Source organism: Echinicola jeungdonensis, from assembly GCF_030409905.1.
Taxonomy (GTDB): Bacteria; Bacteroidota; Bacteroidia; order Cytophagales; family Cyclobacteriaceae; genus Echinicola; species Echinicola jeungdonensis.
The window spans coordinates 2,048,422-2,072,976 of sequence record NZ_JAUFQT010000001.1; the positions used below are offsets into that span (position 1 = coordinate 2,048,422).

Annotated in this window: 20 protein-coding genes; 17 read left to right on the forward strand and 3 right to left on the reverse strand. The window is 41.1% G+C overall.

Going from position 1 to position 24,555, the window contains the following annotated elements; translation table 11 throughout:
* Positions 1–357 precede the first annotated feature (357 nt).
* The 15 genes from QWY93_RS08645 (at position 358) to QWY93_RS08715 (ending at position 16,703) form a co-directional block, all read left to right on the forward strand.
* On the forward strand, positions 358–1,761 hold the full coding sequence (locus QWY93_RS08645; RefSeq protein WP_290247798.1) for an alpha/beta hydrolase family protein: 1,404 nt from the start codon (positions 358–360) through the stop codon (positions 1,759–1,761).
* 74 nt (positions 1,762–1,835) lie between these two features.
* Complete coding sequence (locus QWY93_RS08650; protein ID WP_290247799.1) at positions 1,836–2,249, forward strand: ester cyclase; 414 nt, start codon at positions 1,836–1,838, stop codon at positions 2,247–2,249.
* Positions 2,249–2,593: a YciI family protein gene (locus QWY93_RS08655; RefSeq protein ID WP_290247800.1), complete on the forward strand. Its 345-nt coding sequence runs from the start codon at positions 2,249–2,251 to the stop codon at positions 2,591–2,593. Before QWY93_RS08650 ends, QWY93_RS08655 begins: the two co-directional genes overlap by 1 nt.
* 3 nt (positions 2,594–2,596) lie before the next feature.
* Positions 2,597–3,874, forward strand: a complete 1,278-nt coding sequence (locus tag QWY93_RS08660; RefSeq protein ID WP_290247801.1) for an RNA polymerase sigma factor — start codon at positions 2,597–2,599, stop codon at positions 3,872–3,874.
* Positions 3,871–3,996, forward strand: coding sequence for a hypothetical protein (locus QWY93_RS08665; protein ID WP_290247802.1), 126 nt, complete (start codon positions 3,871–3,873; stop codon positions 3,994–3,996). Before QWY93_RS08660 ends, QWY93_RS08665 begins: the two co-directional genes overlap by 4 nt.
* A 189-nt stretch (positions 3,997–4,185) precedes the next feature.
* Entirely contained in the window at positions 4,186–4,851 is a 666-nt protein-coding gene (locus QWY93_RS08670) for a pseudouridine synthase (RefSeq protein ID WP_379945456.1), read from the forward strand.
* A gap of 166 nt (positions 4,852–5,017) precedes the next feature.
* Complete coding sequence (locus QWY93_RS08675; RefSeq protein WP_290247803.1) at positions 5,018–5,989, forward strand: AAA family ATPase; 972 nt, start codon at positions 5,018–5,020, stop codon at positions 5,987–5,989.
* A 192-nt stretch (positions 5,990–6,181) separates the two neighbouring features.
* On the forward strand, positions 6,182–7,636 hold the full coding sequence (locus QWY93_RS08680; RefSeq protein WP_290247804.1) for a beta-helix domain-containing protein: 1,455 nt from the start codon (positions 6,182–6,184) through the stop codon (positions 7,634–7,636).
* A 97-nt stretch (positions 7,637–7,733) separates the two neighbouring features.
* Positions 7,734–10,613 carry a TonB-dependent receptor gene (locus QWY93_RS08685; protein WP_290247805.1) on the forward strand — a complete coding sequence of 960 codons (2,880 nt, stop codon included), beginning with the start codon at positions 7,734–7,736 and terminating at the stop codon, positions 10,611–10,613.
* Positions 10,614–10,851: 238 nt separating this feature from the next.
* On the forward strand, positions 10,852–11,919 hold the full coding sequence (locus QWY93_RS08690; RefSeq protein ID WP_290247806.1) for a hemolysin family protein: 1,068 nt from the start codon (positions 10,852–10,854) through the stop codon (positions 11,917–11,919).
* A gap of 40 nt (positions 11,920–11,959) precedes the next feature.
* Entirely contained in the window at positions 11,960–13,132 is a 1,173-nt protein-coding gene (locus tag QWY93_RS08695) for an AI-2E family transporter (RefSeq protein ID WP_290247807.1), read from the forward strand.
* A gap of 2 nt (positions 13,133–13,134) precedes the next feature.
* Complete coding sequence (locus QWY93_RS08700) at positions 13,135–13,302, forward strand: YqaE/Pmp3 family membrane protein (protein ID WP_290247808.1); 168 nt, start codon at positions 13,135–13,137, stop codon at positions 13,300–13,302.
* Between the two features lie 28 nt (positions 13,303–13,330).
* Positions 13,331–14,143 (forward strand): ion transporter, encoded by an 813-nt coding sequence (locus QWY93_RS08705; protein ID WP_290247809.1) that lies wholly within the window; start codon positions 13,331–13,333, stop codon positions 14,141–14,143.
* A 63-nt stretch (positions 14,144–14,206) separates the two neighbouring features.
* Positions 14,207–15,985 carry a TrkH family potassium uptake protein gene (locus QWY93_RS08710; RefSeq protein WP_290247810.1) on the forward strand — a complete coding sequence of 593 codons (1,779 nt, stop codon included), beginning with the start codon at positions 14,207–14,209 and terminating at the stop codon, positions 15,983–15,985.
* Positions 15,986–16,010: 25 nt separating this feature from the next.
* Complete coding sequence (locus QWY93_RS08715; RefSeq protein WP_290247811.1) at positions 16,011–16,703, forward strand: potassium channel family protein; 693 nt, start codon at positions 16,011–16,013, stop codon at positions 16,701–16,703.
* A gap of 196 nt (positions 16,704–16,899) precedes the next feature.
* Here QWY93_RS08715 and QWY93_RS08720 read toward each other — a convergent pair whose 3' ends face one another.
* The 3 genes from QWY93_RS08720 to QWY93_RS08730 form a co-directional block, all read right to left on the reverse strand.
* Positions 16,900–17,475, reverse strand: a complete 576-nt coding sequence (locus QWY93_RS08720) for a LutC/YkgG family protein (protein ID WP_290247813.1) — start codon at positions 17,473–17,475, stop codon at positions 16,900–16,902.
* The gene (locus QWY93_RS08725; RefSeq protein WP_290247814.1) at positions 17,472–18,845 is read right to left on the reverse strand and encodes a lactate utilization protein B; all 1,374 of its coding nucleotides are present in this window, start codon (positions 18,843–18,845) and stop codon (positions 17,472–17,474) included. Before QWY93_RS08725 ends, QWY93_RS08720 begins: the two co-directional genes overlap by 4 nt.
* Before the next feature lie 71 nt (positions 18,846–18,916).
* Positions 18,917–19,642, reverse strand: coding sequence for a (Fe-S)-binding protein (locus QWY93_RS08730; RefSeq protein WP_290247815.1), 726 nt, complete (start codon positions 19,640–19,642; stop codon positions 18,917–18,919).
* Positions 19,643–19,851: 209 nt separating this feature from the next.
* Here QWY93_RS08730 and QWY93_RS08735 point away from each other — a divergent pair, with 209 nt between their 5' ends.
* Together QWY93_RS08735 and QWY93_RS08740 are read left to right on the forward strand one after the other, a co-directional pair.
* The gene (locus QWY93_RS08735) at positions 19,852–22,311 is read left to right on the forward strand and encodes a glycoside hydrolase family 31 protein (protein WP_290247816.1); all 2,460 of its coding nucleotides are present in this window, start codon (positions 19,852–19,854) and stop codon (positions 22,309–22,311) included.
* A 135-nt stretch (positions 22,312–22,446) separates the two neighbouring features.
* A complete protein-coding gene (locus QWY93_RS08740; RefSeq protein WP_290247817.1) occupies positions 22,447–24,555 on the forward strand; it encodes a bifunctional aldolase/short-chain dehydrogenase in 2,109 nt (702 codons plus the stop codon).

Below are 24,555 nucleotides of genomic sequence, written 5' to 3' on the forward strand. Positions count from 1 at the left end.
ACACTTTTTCACCAAGGAAAAAGTGTCCAACTCCAAAAGCTTTCGGGGAAAGGTCTGTGAAACATCCCGCCCCAGCGGGCAAGATTTTCAAATGGGGTCATTATCGTTTTCGATTACAGTTTCTTTTACCCAATTTGATTTTTGTCCAATTGCTCCGGGCTAAAAATGAATGGATCTCGCTCGTCCACTTCGCGAACTAATTCATTTTTTTAATGCCCTCTGCAAGAGTCTAAAAACCTGATGCTTCAAGGGCCACACCATGGTTCTTTCCTAGTATATTACATTTTCGTAATTACCTGTTAGAAAGCGTATAGTCATAATACTTATTATTGTATTTTCTAAAACAAACTTAACCCCATGCCTTCAATTTTCTTAAAAAATCTTTTGGCTGGCACTTTTTTATTGGTATCCATTTCTCTTGCTGCCCAGCAATCCAATGGCCTTTGGAAAAGTAAGGCTACCGGAGGTCAAATTAATTTCACAATTAACGATTCCCCATCGCCCATAAAAGATTTTAATGGTAAATATGCCACCATTGTTTACCTTGAAAATCTTGGCTTTAAAAAGGTAGGAAGAAATAGCAACGAAGAGGATGTGGACTGGCTGCTTTCCCAGGGCTACCGTGTGATTGAATTGGACTATGAGAATCATGAAGATGCTGTTTCCCCGAAAATCAATAAAGACATTATTGCCATCAATGATGCGATCGCTGAAGGTACATTCTGCGGTGTCAAAAACTATTCCCTTACCCAGTCCTTTGTACTGTTTGAGGGTTACCGGATTGCCTGGAATGTGCCCTATTTTAAGGATGACCCGACAGTTTATAACACTCCTGAGCATTATACCGAAGGAGATTCATTGCGAATGGATATCATTTACCCGGCCAATGCTATGGTGAAAGTGCCGGTGATTTTGTCTTTTTCCTATAGTAATAGTTATGCCACTTATGATGAAGACAAGGGAAAGCTCACAGATGCCAATAAAAACAAAAGGACTTTTCTCCCTTATACTTTCGCGGGATTTGACGATTCCTTTTTAGAGGGTGCCCCAGCAAGGGGTATGGCCTGGGCCATAGCTGATCACCCCAAATATTGCCCTTGGGGAAGTGGAAAGCCTAAAGATGGCCGAAATGATACATACAAATCCTATATGACCAATCCTGACGGGGCCCAAAAAGTGAAATCCGCCATTCGGACCCTTAGGGCAAAAGGGGTTGAATTGGGCCTTTCAGGGAAAATAGGAATTTATGGATTTTCCCGCGGATCAACAGCAGGATCCATGGCCATTGGGGACCGGTCAGTTTTTGCTTTTGAAAAGGCAGGTTTCCATTTGGGGGTTTCCGATGAAGTGCAGGCAGCTGCTTTGGGGCCAGGAGTTTTTGACTATACCCTAATCTATAAGGTGAAGGATGATGGAGACGGAAATCTGGAATCCCGATGTCCCTGGGCTTGGGGGCCATTAGAGGATAATTTTGAAAAATGGCAATCCATGGGAGCTGCTTACCTCGCGGAAACAGAAAATACAGCTCCTGTCCTTTTCTTTTATAACTCCGATGATGAGCCTTATTATCAGGAACAGATTATCCATTTTAAAGAAAAATTGGATAAGTTAAGCGTGCCTACCTCGATACTGAAAAATTATGGAACGGGACATTCCGTGCCAAAAACCGAGACTTCATTGAACAAACTTTACACCTTTTTTCTGAATTTACAGGTAATTGAACCGCAGGAAAATGGAAAGTCTTTTCGGAGAAAAAATTAAAATTCCTGTCCAAATTTAAGGAGCGGTTTCGTCTTAAGGGTATAGATCATTTATAACCCAAAAATCAAAAAGCAATGAAAGCAAAAGAAATCGCTAAAAAGTGGTTTGAAAGTATCGACTCCAAAAATTTTGAGGGGTTGAAAGGGCTTATGGCCAAAAACCACTCCTTTCAAAACCCAATGACTCCAAGCCCAATTGGAAGGGATGAACACATTGGAATGATGCAGAAGATGACTTCATCTTTTGAGGGAAAACATTATCTTGACCAACTCATTGAAGAAGGAAACCATGTGGTAGTAAGGGGACATTGGTCAGGAAGGCATATTGGGGAATTCAATGGCGTTCCCAGAACTGGAAACAAGGTGGATTTTTCCTGGATCGATATTTTTGAAATCGTGGATGGAAAAGTTGCCCATGAGTATTTTGAAATGAATCCAGCAAACATTATGGCCCAGATTGGAGCTTTGGACCAAAAAAAAGTATCATAATGAATGAATATTTGTTAATAATTAGAGGTGGCGAGGATTTGGCAGCCACCATGTCACCGGAAGAAATGCAGTCTCATATGCAAGATTGGCAGAAATGGATGGGAGGTTTGGCTGAAAATGGGAAATTTGTGGGTGGACAACCCTTGATGAATGAAGGGAAATCCCTGGTGGAAAAAGGGAGAAAGGTGATCGACCGTCCTTTGGCCGAAGGTAAAGAAATGGTAGGTGGTTACATTATTTTAAAAGCCAATTCTCTGGTTGAAGCTACTGAACTGGCCAAAGGTTGTCCAGGCTTCCAACATGATTGTACTCTAGAAGTTCGTGAAATCCGACCAATGGGATAAAAATTGGAAACAAACCAAGAAATTGATCTTACCATTAACCATCTTTTCAGACAAGAATCTGGAAAGATGGTTTCTGTATTGGTAAAAATCTTTGGTTCTGAAAATTTTGAATTAGTTGAAGATGTAGTTCAAGATGCTTTGTTGAGTGCCTTAGAAACCTGGAAATTCAGGGGGAAACCTCAAAACCCAAAGTCCTGGCTTTACAAAGCTGCAAAAAATAAAGCCATAGACATCATCAGGAGGGAAAAGCATCATCAAAACATTGATTTTGGGGATCCTGACCGAAAACTTTTGACTTCAGAATATAGCTTGGCTCTTACCATGGAAGAGCTATGGAAAGATAGCAAAATAAAAGATGACTTTCTGGGTATGATGTATGCCTGCTGTCACCCTGCCCTTTCGGAAGAAAATCAAATAACTTTCATTTTAAAGGCACTTTGCGGCTTCAGCACCAAGGAAATCGCAAAAGCTTTTTTAACTGAAGATCAAACCATATCCAAACGGCTGTATCGAACCAAAGCCTTTTTTAGGAATAGTAAATTAAAACCAGCTATTCCACCCCCGGAGGAGCTCCCTTCCCGGACACAAGCAGTATTGGAGACCATTTACATGATTTTTAATGAAGGATATAAATCCACTCATTCAGACCGGTTAATCCGGGAGGATTTGATAGCGCAGGCCATGTTTCTTTGCAAATCCCTCATCGATAATAACAAAGCCCAATTGGCTGAACCATTTGCTCTCATTTCCCTGATGTGCTTTCATGCAGCAAGAAGTCCTGCAAGGATTTCTAAAAGTGGAAATCTAATTCCTTTGGAAAAACAGGACAGGTCAAAATGGAATAGATCCTTAATTTATGAGGGAAATAAATACTTAAATAAAGCAGCCTTTGGCCAAGAAATCTCCCACTATCATTTGGAGGCGGCCATTGCCTATGAGCATTGTATTGCCCCCAATTATTCATCCACCAATTGGAAAGCCATCGTGAACTATTACGATGCTTTACTTTCCCGTAATCCCGATCCTGTCATTTCTCTCAACCGTTGCCTGGCCGTTATGGAAGCTGATGGCCCAGAAAAGGCTCTTGGGGTTTGGGAAAAATTGAAGCAAGAAAAAATCTTGGAGCAATATTATTTGTATTATGCAGCGGAGGGGGAAATAAATAACCGGCTCGGAAATAAAGAAAAGGCCATTGCTGCTTTTAACCAAGCACAAAAACTGACTTTGTCCGAAAATGAAAAACGGTTCCTGATGGACAAAATTGCTGATATCCAGATTTGAAATCAGAAAAAGAAGGATCAAAGGAGAAAATAGAAATCATTGACAGCCACTATCAAAAACTGCTTAGGATTGATCAAGAGATTGCTGCCTTAAATACCTGGCCTTATAATATTAAATATTAAACCACATTTCTCAGGATTTTTTGCCCTTGGCAATAGGGATTATTCTTGAAATTTCAAAAAAACAGATTTCCCTGCACAAATTTACCAGTAAACTCTATTATCTAAAAAAGGTCCAGGAATAAACCTTTAAACCTTAAATCCCCACTCCTTTTTGCTTTTCAAAGGCTTTATCCCAAACTTTGCCTTTCAATGACAATTCCAGCTATGCCCAGATATTTTGTGATTTACAAGCCCTATGGTGTATTGAGCCAATTTAGTGGAGAACAGGATACCCTGAAAGATGTGGGGGACTTTCCTCCTGAGGTTTATCCTGTGGGCAGGTTGGATAAGGACAGTGAAGGGCTGTTGTTGGTCACCGATGATAAGCCGCTCAACCATTATTTGCTCAATCCCCGCTTTGCGCATAAAAGGACTTATCTGGCCCAGGTGGAAGGAATTCCAGATAGTGAAGCATTAAGGTCATTGGAAAAAGGGGTAGATATCAAAGTGGGAAAAGAGGTTTATCATACCCAGCCTGCCCATGCAAAATTGAAAAAAAATGCTCCTCTTTTACCCGAAAGAGACCCGCCCATTCGTTATCGCAAGACAGTTCCTGATTCCTGGTTAGAGTTAACATTGGCTGAGGGCAAAAATCGGCAAGTCCGGAAAATGACAGCTGCTGTAGGTTTTCCAACCCTCCGGTTGGTTAGATGGTCCATGGAAGGATTAAATATCGATGGTTTTGAAGTGGGAGAAATTCGGGAGTATCGGCAGGAAGAAATTTACCATTTGCTTAAAGTCAACCCGAAGAAATTGGGCGGTAATGGAAGAAGTAGCAAGGCAAAGCCTCCAAGGAATAAAAGGAAGAAATGGTAATTAGGAAAAGTAAAGAAAGGCATAATAGTTAAATTGTGTTAATAGGCAATTTATTCTAATTTAGGCTTTTTAACTTAGAAGCCGTGGCTATAAGCGTTGGTTATTACGCATTGGTTCGGCCAAAATGAAATAAATCTAAAAAAGAATATAAAATATCAACATACCCATGCATCAGGAAAAAATTCAGGAGGTACTCCAAGAGGTGAAAAAAGTAGTGGTAGGGCAGGAAAAAATGGTGAGTCGCCTTTTAATAGGCCTTTTTACCAATGGCCATATTTTATTGGAAGGTGTACCGGGCTTGGCAAAGACCCTTACGGTTAACACCTTGGCCAAAGTGCTTCATTTGGACTTTAACCGGATCCAGTTTACCCCTGACTTGCTGCCTTCCGATCTGATCGGTACTATGATTTATAACCAGCAAACAGGAGACTTTGAGGTAAAGAAGGGACCTATATTTTCCAATTTGATTTTGGCAGATGAGGTGAACCGTTCCCCTGCCAAGGTGCAATCTGCCTTATTGGAAGCTATGCAGGAAAAGCAGGTAACCATTGGGGAGACTACCTATGGTTTGGACAGGCCATTTTTGGTATTGGCAACCCAAAACCCGGTGGATCAAGAGGGTACCTACCCCTTGCCGGAAGCTCAGGTGGATCGTTTTATGATGAAAGTTCATATCGATTATCCCTCAAAATCAGATGAATTGGAAGTGATGCGGAGGATGGCCAATATGGGCTTTCAGTCCAAGGTTAATGCCATCCTTTCAAAAGAAGATATTTTTGAAATAAGAGGGAAGATCAATGAGGTGAAGATTGCTGAGCCTTTGGAAAACTACATCATCGAATTAGTATTTGCCACTCGTTTTCCCGAAAAGTACGGATTGCATGATGAGGCCAAATATATCATGTTCGGTGTGTCACCTCGGGCCAGTATTAATTTAAACTTGGCAGCCAGGGCAAATGCATTTATGGAAGGCAGGGATTATGTATTGCCAGAGGATATTAAAGAAGTTGCTGAAGATGTGTTAAATCACCGGATTATCCTCAATTACGAAGCCGAGGCCGACAATATTAATACCCGGGATTTGATAGGTATTATCCTTGATAAGATCCCTATTAATAAATCGGTAACATTGAAATAATGGGTAAACCCCTAGTTAATAGCCTTTGGATAACCAAAGGCTATTTTTTTTGCCCTTTTTATTAAATGAATATTAAGGGAAGCGAATTTTTTTTAAAAAATAGATAACTGGTAAAATTCCTATGGTCGTGATAATTGATCCACATTTGTGATGCCAATGAGCAACAAATGAACTAAATCAATTATAACGATTATGAAAAAAGTCAATTTACTATTCTTTTTATTGCTTAGCACGGTGATCGCTTTCACAAGTTGTACAGAAGAAGAAACCCCTTCTTTTGGAAATCCTACCGTACAATCACAGGCAACTGCATCTGGACTTCCTGGTGAGGAAGTGGACATAGCAGTTTTGGTTTCTGCTCCAGCTGGAGTATCCAGAGTTACCGTTTCTATTAACGGTGGAGAAGAAACTGACCTTAACGTAACTGCCGGTGAAGAATCCGCGAATATTACTCACACTTTTATGGTGCCGGAAGATGCTGAAGAAGGATCTCAGCACACTATGGTTTACGTGGTATATGACGAATCAGGAAATGCTTCTGTTAATGCTACCACAACTTTGACAATAGGTGAAGGTCCTGACACTATCGAAATTACAAACAATATCGAATCAGATATGACTTGGGAAACTGGCAAGACTTACCTTTTGAAAGGTAGAATTTCGGTAACTGAAGGAAATACCCTTTCTATTGAGCCAGGAGTTGTAGTGAAAGGTGCTGCAGGTTCTGGGTCTAATGCTACCGCTCTTGTGATTGCAAGAGGGGCAACTATCATGGCTGAAGGTGAGCCTGAATCTCCCATCATCTTTACTTCTGTAGCTGATGAGATCGAGCCGGGACAAATCGCCAGCCCTAATCTTGAGCCTTCCATCAACGGCCTATGGGGTGGACTTTTGATCTTAGGTAAAGCTCACGGTTCTTTTGGTGGTAATGTTACTGAAGTTCAGATCGAAGGTATTCCTGCTTCTGATCCTAACGGCCTTTACGGTGGAGAAGATGATGAAGACAACTCTGGTGTATTGAAATATGTATCGATCCGTCATGGAGGTGCAAACATCGGTGAAGGTAACGAAATCAACGGCCTTACTTTAGGTTGTGTAGGTTCCGGAACAGTAATTGAAAACGTAGAAATTATCGGTAACCAGGATGATGGTATCGAATGGTTTGGCGGAACTGTAAATGTTACCAACGCTGTAGTTTGGAATGCCGGTGATGATGCCATCGATGCTGACCAAGCTTGGAATGGTATCCTTGACAATTTCTTTGTTGTATCTCCTGGGGACAAGTGCTTTGAGTTGGATGGACCTGAAGGTTCTTATATAAACGGAAACTACACTTTGAAGAACGGAACAGTTATCGCAGGAGAAGCGGCCGGTCTTGTTGACAATGATGAAAACACCAACGTGGATATGTCCGCTGTTTACTTCACTAACCTGACTGCGGGACAAACTTTCGATATCCTGCCAACTGTAGAAGCTAGCTTCTACGATTTGCAGGCAACCCTTCCTGAGGGAGGTGTGTTGGCCAATTTCTTCTTGGGTGGATCCCTTGAATTTGCAAGTGAGGTTGCTGCTGGAGAAAACACTGTAGGCGCTGACAAAGAAGTTTTTGCTGGATGGTCCTGGACCTCTGAAGCTGGTAAGTTATAATCAATTTCACAGATAATAATTGACCTAAAGGGGGGCTACCCCCCTTCCTTTTCACTTTTTAATCTTGAATAATCGTTAGCTGTAAACAAAATACAAAATGAATAAATTTCTTGTAGCCATTACCTTAATGGTATTAGCTTTCTTACCTGAATCGACCATGGCCCAAAAGGGAACTATCCGTGGAACAATTTACGATGCAGACCTTGGTGATCCCCTATTGGGAGTATCCATTTTGGTAAAAGAAACCCAAACAGGTGGAGTTACAGATTTAGATGGTTCCTTTGAAATTAAATTGGAACCAGGAGTGTATTCTTTAGTAGCTTCCTTTATTTCCTTTAATAAATTAGAAATCAACAATGTAGAGGTAAAAGCGGGAGAAGTTACCTTGCTGGATAACCTCCAAATGTCTGAAGAGACTGCTGAATTAGAATCAGTGGTCATTTCCGCTAAGGCCATCAGGACTACTGAAGCTGCCCTGATGACTGTAAAAAGAAACTCACCCAATATGATGGACGGAATCTCTGCCGCTTCATTTAAGAAAATTGGGGATAGTGATGCTGCATCCGCCATCAAAAGAGTTACAGGAGTTTCCATTGAAGGAGGGAAGTATGTATACATCCGGGGCTTGGGAGACCGCTATACCAAAACCATTTTGAATGGTGTGGATATCCCTGGACTTGATCCGGATAGAAACTCCATCCAGATGGACATCTTCCCAACCAATGTGGTGGACAACATCATCGTTTCTAAATCTTTTACCAGTGATCTTCCCGCAGATTTTACCGGGGGGGTAGTGGACATCGAAACCAAAGATTTTCCTGAAGAAAAAACCTTCAGGGTAAGTGCAAGTGGAGGTTATAATCCTTCCATGCATTTTAATAGTGATTATTTAAGGGTAAATGGAAGCTCGACAGATATTTTGGGCTTTGATAATGGAAAAAGAAACATTCCTACCAGTGGAGCTGCAAATATTCCCCAATATGCTGAAGTGGTTGGGAATCCAAATAGCCCTCAAGGCCAAAAATATCAAAGGATTCTAAGGGGCTTTGACCCAGTAATGGGTGGTTATAGACAATCCAACCTGATGGATATGAGCTTAGGTCTTTCTTTTGGAAACCAGGTGGCATTGGGGAATAATAATCTGGGTTATAATGTTGCCCTTACCTATAGCAATGAGACTCAATTTTATGAGGACGCCGAATTTAACCTTTTTGCTAAACCCCAAAATGGGAATGAATATGAGATGGTGCCCTTGGAAAACCAAAAGGGCGATTATGGTGTAAACAATGTTTTGTTAGGAGGATTGGCCGGACTGGCTTTTAAAACAGACCTTTCCAAAATCAAACTGAACTTTCTGCATTTGCAAAATGGTGAATCCAAAGTGGGTCAGTTTGCCTTTATCAACTCCAACTTAGGGGCTGAATTCGAAGCTGAACAATTCAACATCGAATACAGTGAAAGGTCCCTTACCAATGTGCTTTTGAACGGTACCCACAGCTTTGGTGCTACTAATGATTGGCAGTTGGAATGGAAAGTTTCCCCAACAAAATCTAAAATTAATGACCCGGATGTAAGATTTTCCAGGTTTAGAAAACCCGGAAATACCATCTCCACTGAAGTGGGGCTGCCTGAAAGAATCTGGAGAAATCTGAATGAGGATAACCTGGTGGGTAAATTTGATTTCACCAAAAACCTTACCGTCAATGAATCTCCAGCTAAACTGAAGTTTGGCGCCAGCTATGCTTACAAAGAAAGAGATTTCCTGATCCAGAGTTTTCAATTTCCAACAGGAAATGCAGAATTTACCGGTGATCCCAATGATATTTTCAATGAAGAAAACCTTTTTTCTGAAAATAGCAGAATGGGGGTAAGGTATAACCCTACTTTTATTCCTAACAATCCTAATGAATACAATTCCGTTGTGAACAACCTGGGATTGTATATCAATGGAGAGTTTGAGCCATTTGAAAAGGTGAAAACTATTCTTGGAGTGAGAATGGAAAAATATGAGCAGTTCTATACCGGTACCAACCAGGACCAAACCATTGTGATGGACAATGATAAAGTATTGGATGATGTAGATTTCTTCCCAACGGTAAACTTGATTTATTCAGTAGCAGAAAACCAAAATTTGAGATTTTCTTATTCCAAAACCATTGCAAGACCATCATTTAAAGAACTTTCATTTGCCGAAATTCTGGACCCTATCACAGGCAGGACTTTTATTGGAGGCTTATTTAAAGAGTCCACGGATGGAGGTAGCCAAGAGCTTTGGGATGGTAATCTGACCTCAACTCGTATCAATAACTTTGATGCAAGGTGGGAAATGTTCCAAAAAAGAGGAGAAATAATCTCGGTCAGTGCATACTATAAAATGTTTGACAGCCCCATTGAGATGGTTCAATATCTTTCTGCACCGGGCTCCTTTCAACCCAGAAATGTGGGAGATGGGACCGTGGCAGGAATGGAATTGGAATTGAGAAAATCTTTGTCCATTATATCTCCAAGTGCAGAAAATTTCTTCTTCAATGCCAATGTGACCCTTGCTGAATCCAAAATTGACATGTCTGAATCAGAATTGATGTCAAGAAAGCTAACCGCTAGAGAAGGAGAAAATGTAAAATCAACCAGGGATATGGCTGGTCAAGCCCCTTATATTGTCAACACTGGAATTTCTTATAATGGATTTGAAAAGGGTTTAGAAGCTGGATTATTCTATAATTTGCAAGGGCCAACCTTGACCTATATTGGATTTGGAAACAGGACAGATACTTATACTGTGCCTTTCCACAGTTTGAATTTTAACCTGAACAAGTTCTTTGGACCAGAAGAAAGAATTCAAACGGGATTCAAAGTGTCGAATATTCTGGGCCAGGAAAGAAAAGAAGTTTTCAGATCTTACAACTCTGAGGACAAGACCTTCACAAGATTAAATCCTGGAACTAAGATCAGTGTTAAATTCTCTTATTCCTTCTAAATAAGAAACCTTTAATCCTTTATTAATCAGAAAACGTGGGCAATTGTCCGCGTTTTTGTTTTTTGGGGAGGAGGTGAATTGATTTTTCGGTACTTTGAGGATTGTCCCCCCCCTTTATCAAAAATTCGACATTGGAAAAGTGGAATTGCGGGGATGGGCAAAATATCGACCTAAAAGTAAAATTGTGGATAACCATTTATTTTTATTAATTTAATTCTCATACCTGATACCGTTTTATATGCTTTTATTGGTGACTTACCTGCTATTGGCAATTGGGGTGTCTTTTTTGTGCTCTGCACTTGAAGCAGCTCTTTTGAGTATTACCCCATCTTACATAGTCATTCAAGTGGAAAAAGGAAAAACCTATGCCAAGTCCCTGAAATATTTAAAGGAAAATATTGACCAGCCTTTGGCTGCTATTCTTTCTTTGAATACCATTGCGCATACTGTGGGAGCTGCAGGTGTTGGCGCTCAGGCTGTGGAGGTTTTTGGACAGCAGTATTTTGGTTGGATTTCTGCGGGTTTGACCATTGCTATTTTGGTGTTTTCTGAAATAATACCCAAATCCCTTGGAGCCAACTTTTGGAGACAGCTAGCTCCATACATTGGAGGAGTGCTAAGGGCCATGATATATGGTTTTTACCCTTTGGTGAAAGTATCTGAAGTGATTACACAGGTCTTTAATAACAAAGAAGAACAAACTACCACCAGCAGGGAAGATGTGGCTGCCCTGACCCATATTGCAGCCAAGGAAGGGGCATTTGAAGAGGGGGAGTCCAAGATCATTCATAATTTAATCCGTTTCAAATCAATTTTGGTAGTCAATGTTATGACCCCAAGGACGGTGACGGTAGCTTTGGACGAGGATTCTACTGTAAAGGCGTTTTTTGCCAGGAAAGATTTAAGGAGGTTTTCCAGGTTTCCGGTTTATAAGGGAAGCATTGATAATATTACAGGTTATGTGCTCAAATATGATGTATTGCAAAAATTGGCTGAAGACCAGTTTCAGTTGAACCTTAAGGAATTAAAAAGAAACATTAATATTGTTTATGAACATTATCCTATTCCATCTGTTTTGGAGCTATTACTGGATAAAAGGGAGCATATTGCCCTGGTGGTAGACAAATATGGTGGGATGTCAGGAATTGTGACCATGGAAGATATATTGGAAACCCTATTGGGGCTGGAAATCCAGGATGAAAGTGATGAAGACAGGGATATGCAACAATTGGCCAGAAGTAAATGGGAGGAAAGGGCCAAAAAAATGGGCTTGATTTTTAAACAACCAGGAGAAAATATCGATTAAGGGTAATAGTAGATGCCCCATTATTGACTAAAATTATTTTATGAACAAGGATTTTCCAGACAGTTTTATTTTCGCTTCCAGATTGGTGGTGCTTTTTTTAGTGGTCGCCCTGGCTTATATCCTAAGGGGGATTCTGGTACCATTGTTATTTGCAATTATTATAGCCATTACCCTTTATCCGTTATGTAATTTGCTGGAAAAATGGCGATTGCCCAGGTCCGCAGCCTCCATACTTTCAGTCATTTTGGCCAGTATATTTTTATCCGGCTTGATATATTATATCGTTAACCAGGTCATAGTTATCGGCAGGGATGGACAGGAAATTGCCAATAGTTTTGGGAATATTTATGATAGCATTCAAAAATGGTTGGAAACCAAGTTTGGATTAGAGCCCGGCGAAATTACAGCCCAGATCCGGGAACAAGTCCACAATGCCCTTTCCAATGCGGGGACTTATATTTCCAGTGCATTCAGTTCTGCCGGTGGAACCCTGGCCAATGTGGTTTTGGTGCCCTTATACATATTTTTCTTTTTGTATTACCGGGATTTTTTCAAGGATTTTTTGATTCAGGCCAATAAGTCAGTTCCAGCAAAAAAAATTGTGGCCATGATGGAAAAAGTTTATCAGGTTGTCCAAAGTTATTTGTTGGGACTGATCATTGTAATGGGCATTGTGGCTGTGCTGAATACAGCAGGGCTATTGGTAATGGGCCTGGATTATGCTTGGTTTTTTGGCATCCTTGCCGCTATTTTAATTTTACTCCCTTATATAGGCATAGCTATAGGTTCTATCATTCCTGCCTTGTTTGCCCTGGCTACCATGGACAGTTATTGGTATGCACTGGGGGTAATTGGTTGGTTCCAGGTAGTACAGTTCTTGGAGGGGAATTTTATTACCCCCAATATTGTAGGGGGGAAGGTTAGTTTAAATCCTCTGATTGCCATTATCAGCCTTTTGCTAGGCGGGATGTTATTTGGGCTGGCCGGATTGGTTCTAGCCATTCCATTGGTAGCGGTAATCAAGATTTTATTTGGAATGAGTGAGGCTACCCAAGCTTTTAGTTTTTTGATAGGGGTACCTGGGCAGGAACATTTAAAAAAAGATTCATACCAATTGCTATTGGATAAACATAAGGTGGACCAAATAGCACAGGAGGAAAATAATCAGGAGGAGAATAATAAGGTGCAAGAATCTAAGAGAAAAGTAAAATAAATATGGCAAGTTTAATTAGAATTATACTAGCTGTTATATTGCCACCATTAGGGGTTTTGATGACTGTTGGTTTGGGTAAATCTTTTTGGATCAATATTTTACTTACCCTTTTGGGTTTCCTTCCAGGCATTATTCATGCGGTTTGGGTGATTGCAAAGCACAATGATTAATAAAATAGGATGAGGAGTTTTTCAAATGATGAGATTCGATAAAAAAAGGCTTGCCCATATTGTATTTGAATCCGATGATCCGGTATCAAAAAAATTTGATATTATTCTTCTCATTGCCATCCTAGGAAGTGTCCTGATAGCTATCTTGGATTCGGTAAAAGACCTGCACCAAGCTTATGGTAGGATTTTTTATGTTTTGGAGTGGGTGGTAACAGCTTTGTTTACCATAGAATATGGACTCAGGGTTTGGTTGAGCAGGAGAAAGTTGGGTTATGTCTTCAGTTTTTTTGGAATTGTGGATTTGCTAGCTGTTCTTCCTACTTATTTAAGCATATTTATTTTGAATACCCAATTATTGGTAGTGGTCCGGGCACTTCGTTTTTTGAGGGTGCTCCGGGTGCTCAAGCTTGGGCGTTACCTTCGGGAATCCCAGATTTTGGCCCAGGCCCTTTACAATAGCCGGTTAAAAATCATGATCTTTTTGGGTGCGGTAGTGACCATAATATTGGTGATGGGAACCGTTATGTTTTTGATTGAGGGGCCGGAAAGTGGATTTACAAACATACCCATGTCCATGTATTGGGCCATTGTAACATTGACGACTGTGGGCTACGGCGATATATCCCCTATCACCCCACTTGGAAAGATGGTGGCCTCTATGATCATGCTTTTGGGGTATGCTATTATTGCTGTGCCTACCGGCATTGTTACTTCAGAAATTACAGTGGCCAGTAGAAAACGGGAAGAGGAATTGTTTTCTAAAAGGGTTTGTCCTACTTGCCATGCAGAAAGACATGATGCAGATGCTTATCATTGTAAATATTGCGGGACCCGATTATAATTGGAAAAAAACCATTTTTTAATTGGTATCCTTTAAATTCACCCCCCAATTTGTCTAAATAAAATGCAAATCAGTAAAAAACAAATCCGAAAAATCATTGGCTGGCTGATCCTGGTATTGAGTGCCATTGGATTTGTTCTGGTGATTTATGAAGAAGGCTTCAAAAGACCAATTCTTTCTCAAAGAAATTCACTAATCGTCCTAAAGGCGATATTGACTGTGATTTGGGGTGGGTATGTTGGCTTGTATTTTATGGCCAAAACCAGCAAACTTTTTACCAAAAAGTACCTATCTGAACTGGTAGTGATCCTTTTGATCAGTTTTGCACTTGGATTTATTTTTAGCGAGTATAATTTACCTTGGTTTTCCCCGGTTACCCAAACCATTACAGATAGGATATTGGTGAGCGTGCTAACGGTGTTAGTTTTTGTGCTGGAGGTATCTAAGGTGAGCCTAAAAGTCAATCAACTAAAGATCAATCCCTCCATGCTCTTTATATTAAGCTTTTTACTGCTCATTCTGTTGGGAACGATTTTTCTGATGTTGCCTAATGCCCATTATGGGCGAATAAGTATGATAGACGCAGTTTTTACGGCCACCAGTGCAGTTTGCGTAACGGGATTGATAGTATTGGATACTGCGAAGGATTTTACGCTTTTTGGACAATTGGTGATTCTATTTTTGTTTCAATTAGGCGGTTTGGGTATGATGACCTTTACAAGTTTCTTTGGTTTTTTCTTCAGAAGCAGCTTTAGCCTTCAGAATCAATTGTTCTTAAAGGATTTTATTAATGAGGACAATTTTAGTAAGATATTCAGTACCCTTATGAAGATCATTTCCTTTACATTTTTGGTGGAGGGGGTGACTATTGTTTTGATTTTCTTTACCTTGGATGACGCTGGATTTTCCCAACTGGAAGACAAGGTTTTCTTTTCAATTTTCCATGGTGTGTCCGCCTTTTGCAATGCGGGGTTTAGTACATTGAGCAATGGGCTTTATCAAGAAGGGTTTAGGGGGAATTTTGATTTGCACTTAATTTTAGCCATTTCAATTGTGCTGGGTGGAATTGGTTTCCCTGTGGTCGTTAGCTATTATTCATACCTTAAGCATGTAATCATTGGTTTTGTAAAAAAAGTATTTTTGGGAGAGGCTTACCGGCATGTTCCCAGGGTGGTTAATATCGGTACAAGACTTGTTATGTACACGACGCTGGCGTTCCTGGTTTTTGGGTTTGTTGTCTATTGGTTTGCTGAACAGAACCATACTTTGGATGGATTAAGTCCATATGGTAAAATAGTGACCAGCATTTTTGGCACCGTTACACCCCGTACAGCTGGTTTTAATACAGTTGATATGGGGGCATTGTCTATGTCGACAATCGTAGTAATGATATTATTAATGTATGTAGGGGCCTCCCCGGGATCGACAGGCGGAGGGTTGAAAACCAGCACTTTTGCGGTGGCCATGTTAAATGCATTTAGTATGGCCAAGGGGAAAGACAGGGTTGAATTTTTCAAAAGGGAAATCAGCAATATTACTTTAAGAAAAGCCTTTGCGGTTATTGCCCTTTCCTTTTTGGTAATAGGTTTGGCCATCTTTTTAGTGGTATTATTTGAGCCGGAAAAACCTATTCTAAAGGTGGCTTTTGAAGTGTTTTCAGCCTTTTCCACGGTTGGCTTAAGTCTTGGCATTACTGCTGGGCTGGGTACTTTCAGTAAGATTGTTCTCATATTTACCATGTTTATTGGCAGAGTGGGTACTTTAACCATATTAATTGCCTTTTCCAGAGCAGTGAAAAACCTAAGTTATCGATACCCTGAGGAATCGGTATTTATTACCTGAGTTTTGTCTGAAAAAAAATACGTATATGAAATTTATTATTGTAGGGATGGGGAATTTTGGGGGCTATCTGGCCGCCAGGTTAACCGATAAAGGTCATGAGGTTATTGGGATTGACTCTACCATGTCCAGGGTGGAGGCTTTAAAAGATAAAATCACCCATACCATCTGTATGGATGCTACGGAATTGCATTCAGCGAAAAATCTTCCATTAAAAGAAGCTGATGTAGTATTGGTGGCCATAGGGGAGGATATTGGCGCTTCGATTATGGCCACTGCTGTTTTTAAAGAATTGAATGTGAAAAGGCTGATAAGCCGTGCCATCTCCCATACTCATGAAACAGTGATCAAAGCCATTGGGGTGAATGAGATTATTCATCCTGAAGAGGAAACCGCTGAACGCTTGGCCAAAAAGCTGGAAATGAAAGGGGTAATTGATAGTTTCAGTATATCGGGTGGTTACAATATTGTTGAGGTAAAATCCCCAAAGGAGTTTGTAGGCAAATCCATTGGAGAATCAGATATTAGAAATAAATATAATGTCAATGTCTTAACCATAGTAAAAGTTAGGAACCGACCAAATATTTTTGGGGCTCTGCAGGAAAGGGAAAAGGTAATTGGGGTGGTGAACGCCAGAACGGTAATAGAAAATAATGATATTTTGGTGCTATTTGGGGAGATGAAGGATATAGAAAAAATATTGGACCTAAATGATGATTAAAAGTCGGGAAATTTGAAGGTTGAAAAGTTACAACTTCTTAATATCCATTAAAAACTCAAAAATTAATAAATAAGCCCCACATACTCTATTGTGACCTACTGTGCCCAATGTGGTTAATATAATTATAACCATCTGGTTAGGTAAAATCAAGCCTTTCTAAGGTGTTGAACCCAGGAAAAACTTGATTTTCTTTTTTTCAAATTAAAAATACTTTTAGGCTTCTTGGCCCATGGGCACCGATAACCAGGGACTGTTCGATATCTGCTGTTTTAGAAGGCCCAGCGATAAATACTCCATATCCATCATCGTTTACCTGAACCTTTTCGTAGGCTTGATGCATATTGGTCAGGAGTTTGCTTTTTTCCAGTACAATGATCAAATGTTGGGCAATAAACGGCAATACCCTGTGGACCACATTTTTTTCCGGCATCCATAAGGCGCCATTTTCCGAAACTCCTAATTCCCCCTTAAGGATGGCCACTTCCACATGTTCCAAGTCATGGGGATCAGAGATTTTATTTACATCTACATTTCCTGCAACCCCTTCTACCAAAGAAGCTATTAATTGGTCCTGTGAAAAGTTTTCCTGGATATACTTATTGATATCCTCAATAGAATCACCCTCTCCCAAACTGCCTCCATTACCGGAAAGCCCTTTTTCATATCTTTCCACCAAATTGGGTTCATCCGGAAATTGGAGAAGGTCCGGAAGCGGGGTGGCCTGAGGTTTGTTTTGTTTGGCTGCGGCTAATATGGCTTCTTTACTGCTCATTTTTTTCTGTTTTTCTGGTACCATTCTTTGAAACTTTCCTTGGGCACATCTGGCAAATCCCTGTGCTTGCCCCAAACATTCAAGCTGCTGTACACCAAACTGTCAGGAGTGAATTTCAGTGCCTTCCTGGCCAATCCACCCATCAGGTCATACAATACCGGTTTCCCAAAAGTATAACCGGCCAGCTTCATGGCAAGTTTTTTACCACCATCTGCTTCACCATTTTCTGTAATGAATTGTCTCCATTTGTAGAGTTGTTCGTGAATATTGATTTTTACCGGACAAACATCCGAACAGGATCCACATAGGGTAGAGGCAAATGGAAGGGTACTGTATTTTTTCAGGTCAATGCCTGGAGACAGAATAGAACCAATTGGACCAGGTACTGTGGAATTATAACTATAGCCGCCACTTCTTCTGTAAATTGGGCAAGTGTTCATACAAGCCCCACAGCGGATACATTTCAGGGAGTTTTTGAAATCCTCCCTTCCCAACTGTTTGGTACGGCCATTATCCACAAGAATGATATACATCTTTTTGCCTGGCGCCGGCTTGTGGAAATGGGAAGAATAGTTAGTGATGCTTTGACCTGTGGCACTTCTGGCCAGAAGCCTTAAGAAAACACCCAGGTCGGCAGCCCTTGGAATCAGTTTTTCTATCCCCATACAAGCAATGTGGATATCTGCCAAGTGGGTGCCCATGTCGGCATTACCCTCATTAGTGCAGACTACAAAGCCACCTGTTTCCGCTATGCCAAAGTTAACACCGGTAATGGCCGCATTGGCCTGCACAAATTTCTTTCTCAGGTGTTGTCTGGCAGCTTCCGTCAGGTATTGGGGATCTTCAGCCCCTTTGTTGGTGCCAATATGGTCATGGAAAATCTCTCCAATGTCCTGCTTTTTCAGATGGATGGCAGGGAGGACAATATGACTTGGGGCCTGCTTGGCAAATTGGATGATCCGTTCCCCAAGGTCCGTGTCAACCACATCATATCCTTTGTCTTCAAGGTAATGGTTTAACCCGCATTCCTCGGTCAGGATGGATTTACTTTTGACAATGTTTTTGACACCATTTTCCTTGAGAATATTATAGACATGCTGGTTATGTTCCTCGGCATCCTTAGCCCAAAGGACTTCCACTCCATTGGCTTTGGCATTTTCTTCAAATTGCACCAAAAGCTCATCAATATGGGAGAGCACATAGTCTTTGGTGGCTGATGCGGTATCTCTTAGGGTTTCCCATTCCGGAATCCCCTGGGCAGATTTATCCCTGTTTTGGCGAACATGCCAAAGGGTATCGTCATGCCAATGAGTTCTGGCATCATCTTTTATAAATTCTTCAGCAGCTTTGGCGTGTTGATGTATTTTCATAATCGTATTAGGATCAATAACATCAGGAGTTAATACAAATGGATGTTATTGTTGTTCCATTTTTAAGATGATTATTCGATTGGGCTTCCGATCAGAACTTCTGCGATATGCTTTATTTTTATCGGGCTTTTTTCCCTTTTTAGAAGGCCTTCCAAATGCATCAGGCAAGACATATCTGCACCGGTGATGACTTCCACTCCGTTTCTTTTATGGTCGGCTATCCTGTCTTTGCCCATGGCTACAGAAACGGCTTCTTCCGCAATGGCAAAGGTGCCTCCAAATCCGCAGCATTCATCTTTTCGGTCAAGCTCAACCATTTGAATATCTTTTACCTTGCTGAGCAGGGAAAGCGGTTTGTTGAATTCCGGATCCATCCGCTCGGAGCATTTGCCTAACCTCAATCCTCTCAAGCCATGACAGCTGGAATGAAAGCCCACTTTATGGGGAAAGGAGGCGGAAATGTTTTCCACCTTGAGAACATCTGTTAGAAATTCGCAAAGTTCATAGATTTTGGGAGCGCCATCTTCTTTGGGGAGCACATGTTCTTTGACATGAAGGGTGCAGCTCCCAGATGGAGCTACGATATAATCAAATTCCCTAAAATTTTTTAAAAATAATTCTACGGATTCTTTCCCATATCTTTCATAACCGGAGTTGGCCATAGGTTGGCCGCAGCAAGTCTGGGATAAGGGGTAAACCACTTCAATCCCAAATTTTTCCAGCAATTCCAAAGTAGCTTTGGCCACATTGGGATAAAACTGGTCTACATAACAAGGTATAAATAGTCCTACGCGCATAGTTATTTATTTCAGCAGCTTAAATATAAAGGCAAACATCTGGCTTTTCATCCTGCACCATACTGTATCAGGTGGCATACACCCTACAGGAAAGTAAAGTACAGACTTTTCAAAGTTAAAACCTATATTTCAAAATTATTGATCGGAAATCAATGAAAATGATTGATAAAAATACCTTTTATTAACCCTTTTAATCAATAATTAGTCTCATGAATATTAAACATATCTTCGCAGCTTTTTTGATTTTATTAACCTCTACTTCCCTCATATGGGCACAAGATGGTAGGAGAGGGTTTAGCAAAAAACAAAACACCTATTTGATGACCTCTGGTGATCAAACCTTAAGATTGGAATTTTACTCCCCAGAAGTGGTGCGGGTCCGTTCTATCTGGGAGGGTGAATTTGAGGACCGCTATTCCTACATGCTCCAAAAACAGAACTGGGATCTGATTCAAGTGAAATCTGAAGAAAAGGATGATGGGTATGTTTTTGAAACCGGAAAGCTAATTGTAAAAGTTGATAAGGAATTCCTCAAGGTTGCCTTTTATGATGAAAATGGGGATTTGCTTTCAGGGGAAAAAATAGACAAGGAAGAAGGCGGTGCTTACCAGGATGGAGATAAGGTGGGTGCAAGGAAAACCCTGATGGCAGATGAACATTTTTTTGGATTTGGAGAAAGAATGGATTTTGTGGACCAAAGAGGCAAAAAGCTGGACCTTAATGTAGGGCGTGGATTGGGTAGACCCCATATCATTGGAGCTTATAATGTTTTGGAAGCCAATTATTGCCCTGTTCCATTTTTTATGAGTACGAGGGGTTATGGTATCTTTTTCCATAATTCTTTCCCTACCCATTGGGATTTGGGAGCAGATAAAAAGGATGAAATGCAATTTGAAGCGGAAAACGGAGAGTTGGATTACTTCTTTATGTATGGGCCAGATTTTCCCAAGCTATTGTATCATTACACCGGCTTGACCGGAAGGTCTCCATTATTGCCAAGATTTGCCCATGGTCTCCATGTGGGAACTTACAGTGGGGGAACCTGGGGGCATGAAGAAATGACTTCAACCCATTACGTAGTAAAACTTGCCAGAAAGTATAGGGAAAAAGGAATCCCATTGGATGTCCTCCATTTAGATTCTACCTGGAGAATGTTCGGTAAGGAAGGTGGCAGTGGAGCCACTACTTTTGAGTGGAGAGAAACTTTTAAGAATCCGGAAAGCATGTTTGACAGCCTTTATGCCATGAACCTAAATGCTGTTGGGCTGCATGTGCGCCCAAGGTTTGATAATGGAAATTACCTGGACCTGTTGGATCAGGCTAGGGAAAAAGGACATGTATATCCAGAAGAGAACAATCCGGGGGAATTTGTAAATGTATTTGACCAGGAAGCTGTTGATTGGTGGTGGGAAAAAGGTGTGATGCGGATTGCAGAAATGGGCGCCATGTTCCTTAAAACCGATGAGGGAAGTGCATTTGGCCGAAAAGCCAATGAAAGTGATAAAACCGGTCCAACTTCCAAGGAGGCAAGAAGGTTGCACAATATATTCCCCGTAGCTTATGCAAAGGCTCCATATGAGAAATTCAAGGAGTACAATGGCATGAGAGGGATGAACCATACCCGTGAAGGTTACGCCGGCATCCAACGTTACCCATTTATCTGGGCAGGTGACTGGCCTAGTGAATGGCAATATTATGGCCCCGTGATCAAAGCTGGTATCAATATTGGTCTTTCCGGAGTTGGATACTGGTCCCACAATATGGGGGGATTTGAGCACTTGGCAGACCCTGAGCTGTATGCCCGTTGGGTGCAGTTTGGCATGTTCAGCCCTGTTGCCCATGTATTTGGTATGGATCACCCCGGTTATAAGGAGCCTTGGAATTATGGTGAAGAAGCGGAACAAATTTTCACCAAATATGATAAGCTTCGTTATCGTTTGATCCCCTATATCTACAGCACAGCCTTTAAGCAATATAATACAGGACTTCCCATCATGAGAGCCTTGGTATTGGAGCATCAGGACGATTACAATACCTATAACGTGGATGACCAATACTACTTTGGCAATCAAATGATCGTATGCCCGGTAATCACCAAAGAAGCCAAAACAAGGATTGTTTATCTTCCTGAAGGGACTTGGTATGACTACTGGAGCGGTGAAAAATATGAAGGTGAGGATTATTACAATATTGTCACCCCGTTGGAGAAGCTGCCGGTTTTTGTGAAGAAAGGAGCTATCATTCCTATGCAACCAGAAGTGATGTATGATGAAAAAGAGCCTTATGGGGATATCACTTTGGATATTTTCCCCGGGGAAAAAGGTTCATTCGAATTGTTTGAAGATGATGGGGTTTCAGAAGATTATATGAAAGGGAAATACGCCATCACTTCAATTACTTCTGAAAAAATGATTGATGGTTCTATGAAAGTAACAGTCGAAGCTGCTAAAGGGGAGTTTGACCCAGGCACTCGCAACTATATCATCAAGGTCCATATAGATAAAGCCCCTGCAAGCCTTAATGTAGATGGGAAGGATTTAGCTTTCATTGATAAAAAAGAGGTTGAAATTGGAAAGCCTGGTTATGCTTATGATGCAGGAAACCAGGTGTTGTGGGCAGCAACTGACAAGGCTCCTAATGAGCGTAAATCTTTTAATATCAAATTTTAACCATTCGATTATATTAATAGGCAAATAATCTATATCAACGGTTTCATCAGCACACAACAGGACAGTATTTCAAGGGTTATAGGGTAAATTCGCTAAATAGATAGACCAAGCCAAAAATCTAAAAGTTAATAAATAATGAGCACATTAGAACGTACATTTAAGCATGTGAATTACCTCTGGGATGAGGACAAAGCTAAAGAACTGGAGGGTGATGAAGTAGCCCTGTTGATATACAGGTCCAACATCCTTGGTGCTGACCTTAGGATCACCAACTATGGTGGGGGTAATACCAGCTGCAAAACCACTGAGGTGGATCCTTTGACCAAAAAAGAAACCGAAGTAATGTGGGTAAAGGGATCCGGTGGTGATATTGGTACTTTGACTCGTAGTGGGCTTGCAGGTTTGTATGTAGAAAAACTGCATTCTTTGAAGAATGTATACAGAGGCTTGGAATTTGAAGATGAGATGGTGGGATTGTTCAATCATTGCATCTATGATCTTGACTCCAAGGCGCCTTCTATCGATACACCTTTGCATGCCTTTTTGCCATTTAAGCACATCGACCACCTTCACCCAGATGCTGCCATTGCCATTGCAGCTTCTAAGGATGGAGAAAAAATCACCAAAGAACTATTTGAAGGACAAATTGCTTGGGTACCTTGGCAAAGACCAGGATTTGACCTGGCCCTTCAACTGGAAAAAGCATTGAAAGAAAATCCAGGTATCCGCGGTATTATGTTGGGTGGCCATGGACTATTCACTTGGGGTGATACTGCCTATGAGTGCTACATCAACAGTTTGGAAGTAATTGATAAAGCTTCTGAATACTTGGAGCAGAATTATGGCAAAAATCGTCCTGTATTTGGAGGACAAAAAATAACCTCTCTTGATCCTGAAAAGAGAAAAGACCAAGCTTCCCAATTGGCTCCAGTATTGAGAGGTTTGGCTTCAGGCTATAACAGAATGGTAGGTCACTTCACCGATAATGAGCGTGTATTGGAATTTGCCAACAGCAATGACCTTGACAAACTGGCTCCTCTTGGTACAAGCTGCCCTGACCACTTCCTGAGAACTAAAATCCGTCCATTGGTATTGGATTTCCCTGCTGATGTTGACTTGAGCAACAAGGAAGAAATCAAAGCCAAGTTGGACAAGGCTTTTGAAGATTACAGAGCTTATTACACCAAATATTACGAAGAGCACAAAAGAGATAATAGCCCGGCCATGAGGGATCCTAATCCTGTGATCATCCTTTGGCCAGGTGTTGGTATGTTCTCTTATGCCAAAAACAAACAAACTGCTCGTGTAGCCAGCGAATTCTATATCAACGCGATCAATGTAATGAGAGGTGCTGAAGCGGTTTCAGAATACGTTTCTCTTCCTTTGCAAGAAGCATTTGATATTGAGTACTGGCTGCTAGAAGAAGCCAAATTGCAGAGAATGCCTAAAGAGCAGCCTTTGTCAAGAAAAGTGGCTTTGGTAACAGGTGGAGCCGGCGGTATCGGTAAAGCTATTGCTGATAAGTTGGCCAGCGAAGGTGCTTGTGTATTTATCACTGACATCAACCAAGAGAGATTGGATGAAGCGGTAGGTACTTACAGCAAAGATGTTGGTGGCGGCGTTTTGATGGACGTGACCAAAGGTGATGATATCGTAAAAGCCTACAAAGCTGCTGCCCTGAAATTTGGTGGTGTAGATATCCTTGTAAACTGTGCTGGTCTTGCTATCTCTAAACCTATCGAGCAGACTTCAGAAAAAGACTGGGATTTGCTCCAAGATATCCTGGTAAAAGGTCAGTTCGCAATGTCCAAAGCAGGTGTTGAAGTATTGAGAGAGCAGAACCTTGGTGGTGACATCATCAATATTGCAAGTAAAAATGCCTTGGTATCCGGACCTAACAACGTAGGATATGGTACTGCCAAAGCTGCCCAAGTTCATATGAGCCGTTTGTTGGCTGCTGAGTTGGGTAAAGACAAAATCCGTGTTAACGTGGTGAACCCTGATGCCGTGATCGAAGGAAGTAAGATCTGGGAAGGTGAATGGGCAAAAGGAAGAGCCAAGGCTTACGGAATCACTGTGGAAGAATTGCCAGCTTTCTATGCGAAGAGAACCATCTTGAATGAAATCATCGGAGTGGATGATATCGCCAATGGTGTGTTTGCCTTTGTTGGCGGACACTTGAGCAAGTGCACTGGAAATATTCTAAATGTTGATGGTGGTGTGGCTGCTGCCTTTGTAAGATAA

Bases quoted from the DNA above. Each gene is read 5' to 3' on its own strand.
- QWY93_RS08645 (WP_290247798.1), top strand. From the start codon at position 358: ATGCCTTCAATTTTCTTAAAAAATCTTTTGGCTGGCACTTTTTTATTG.
- QWY93_RS08650 (WP_290247799.1), top strand. From the start codon at position 1,836: ATGAAAGCAAAAGAAATCGCTAAAAAGTGGTTTGAAAGTATCGACTCC.
- QWY93_RS08655 (WP_290247800.1), top strand. From the start codon at position 2,249: ATGAATGAATATTTGTTAATAATTAGAGGTGGCGAGGATTTGGCAGCC.
- QWY93_RS08670 (WP_379945456.1), top strand. From the start codon at position 4,186: ATGACAATTCCAGCTATGCCCAGATATTTTGTGATTTACAAGCCCTAT.
- QWY93_RS08675 (WP_290247803.1), top strand. From the start codon at position 5,018: ATGCATCAGGAAAAAATTCAGGAGGTACTCCAAGAGGTGAAAAAAGTA.
- QWY93_RS08680 (WP_290247804.1), top strand. From the start codon at position 6,182: ATGAAAAAAGTCAATTTACTATTCTTTTTATTGCTTAGCACGGTGATC.
- QWY93_RS08685 (WP_290247805.1), top strand. From the start codon at position 7,734: ATGAATAAATTTCTTGTAGCCATTACCTTAATGGTATTAGCTTTCTTA.
- QWY93_RS08690 (WP_290247806.1), top strand. From the start codon at position 10,852: ATGCTTTTATTGGTGACTTACCTGCTATTGGCAATTGGGGTGTCTTTT.
- QWY93_RS08695 (WP_290247807.1), top strand. From the start codon at position 11,960: ATGAACAAGGATTTTCCAGACAGTTTTATTTTCGCTTCCAGATTGGTG.
- QWY93_RS08700 (WP_290247808.1), top strand. From the start codon at position 13,135: ATGGCAAGTTTAATTAGAATTATACTAGCTGTTATATTGCCACCATTA.
- QWY93_RS08705 (WP_290247809.1), top strand. From the start codon at position 13,331: ATGAGATTCGATAAAAAAAGGCTTGCCCATATTGTATTTGAATCCGAT.
- QWY93_RS08710 (WP_290247810.1), top strand. From the start codon at position 14,207: ATGCAAATCAGTAAAAAACAAATCCGAAAAATCATTGGCTGGCTGATC.
- QWY93_RS08715 (WP_290247811.1), top strand. From the start codon at position 16,011: ATGAAATTTATTATTGTAGGGATGGGGAATTTTGGGGGCTATCTGGCC.
- QWY93_RS08720 (WP_290247813.1), bottom strand. From the start codon at position 17,475: ATGAGCAGTAAAGAAGCCATATTAGCCGCAGCCAAACAAAACAAACCT.
- QWY93_RS08725 (WP_290247814.1), bottom strand. From the start codon at position 18,845: ATGAAAATACATCAACACGCCAAAGCTGCTGAAGAATTTATAAAAGAT.
- QWY93_RS08730 (WP_290247815.1), bottom strand. From the start codon at position 19,642: ATGCGCGTAGGACTATTTATACCTTGTTATGTAGACCAGTTTTATCCC.
- QWY93_RS08735 (WP_290247816.1), top strand. From the start codon at position 19,852: ATGAATATTAAACATATCTTCGCAGCTTTTTTGATTTTATTAACCTCT.
- QWY93_RS08740 (WP_290247817.1), top strand. From the start codon at position 22,447: ATGAGCACATTAGAACGTACATTTAAGCATGTGAATTACCTCTGGGAT.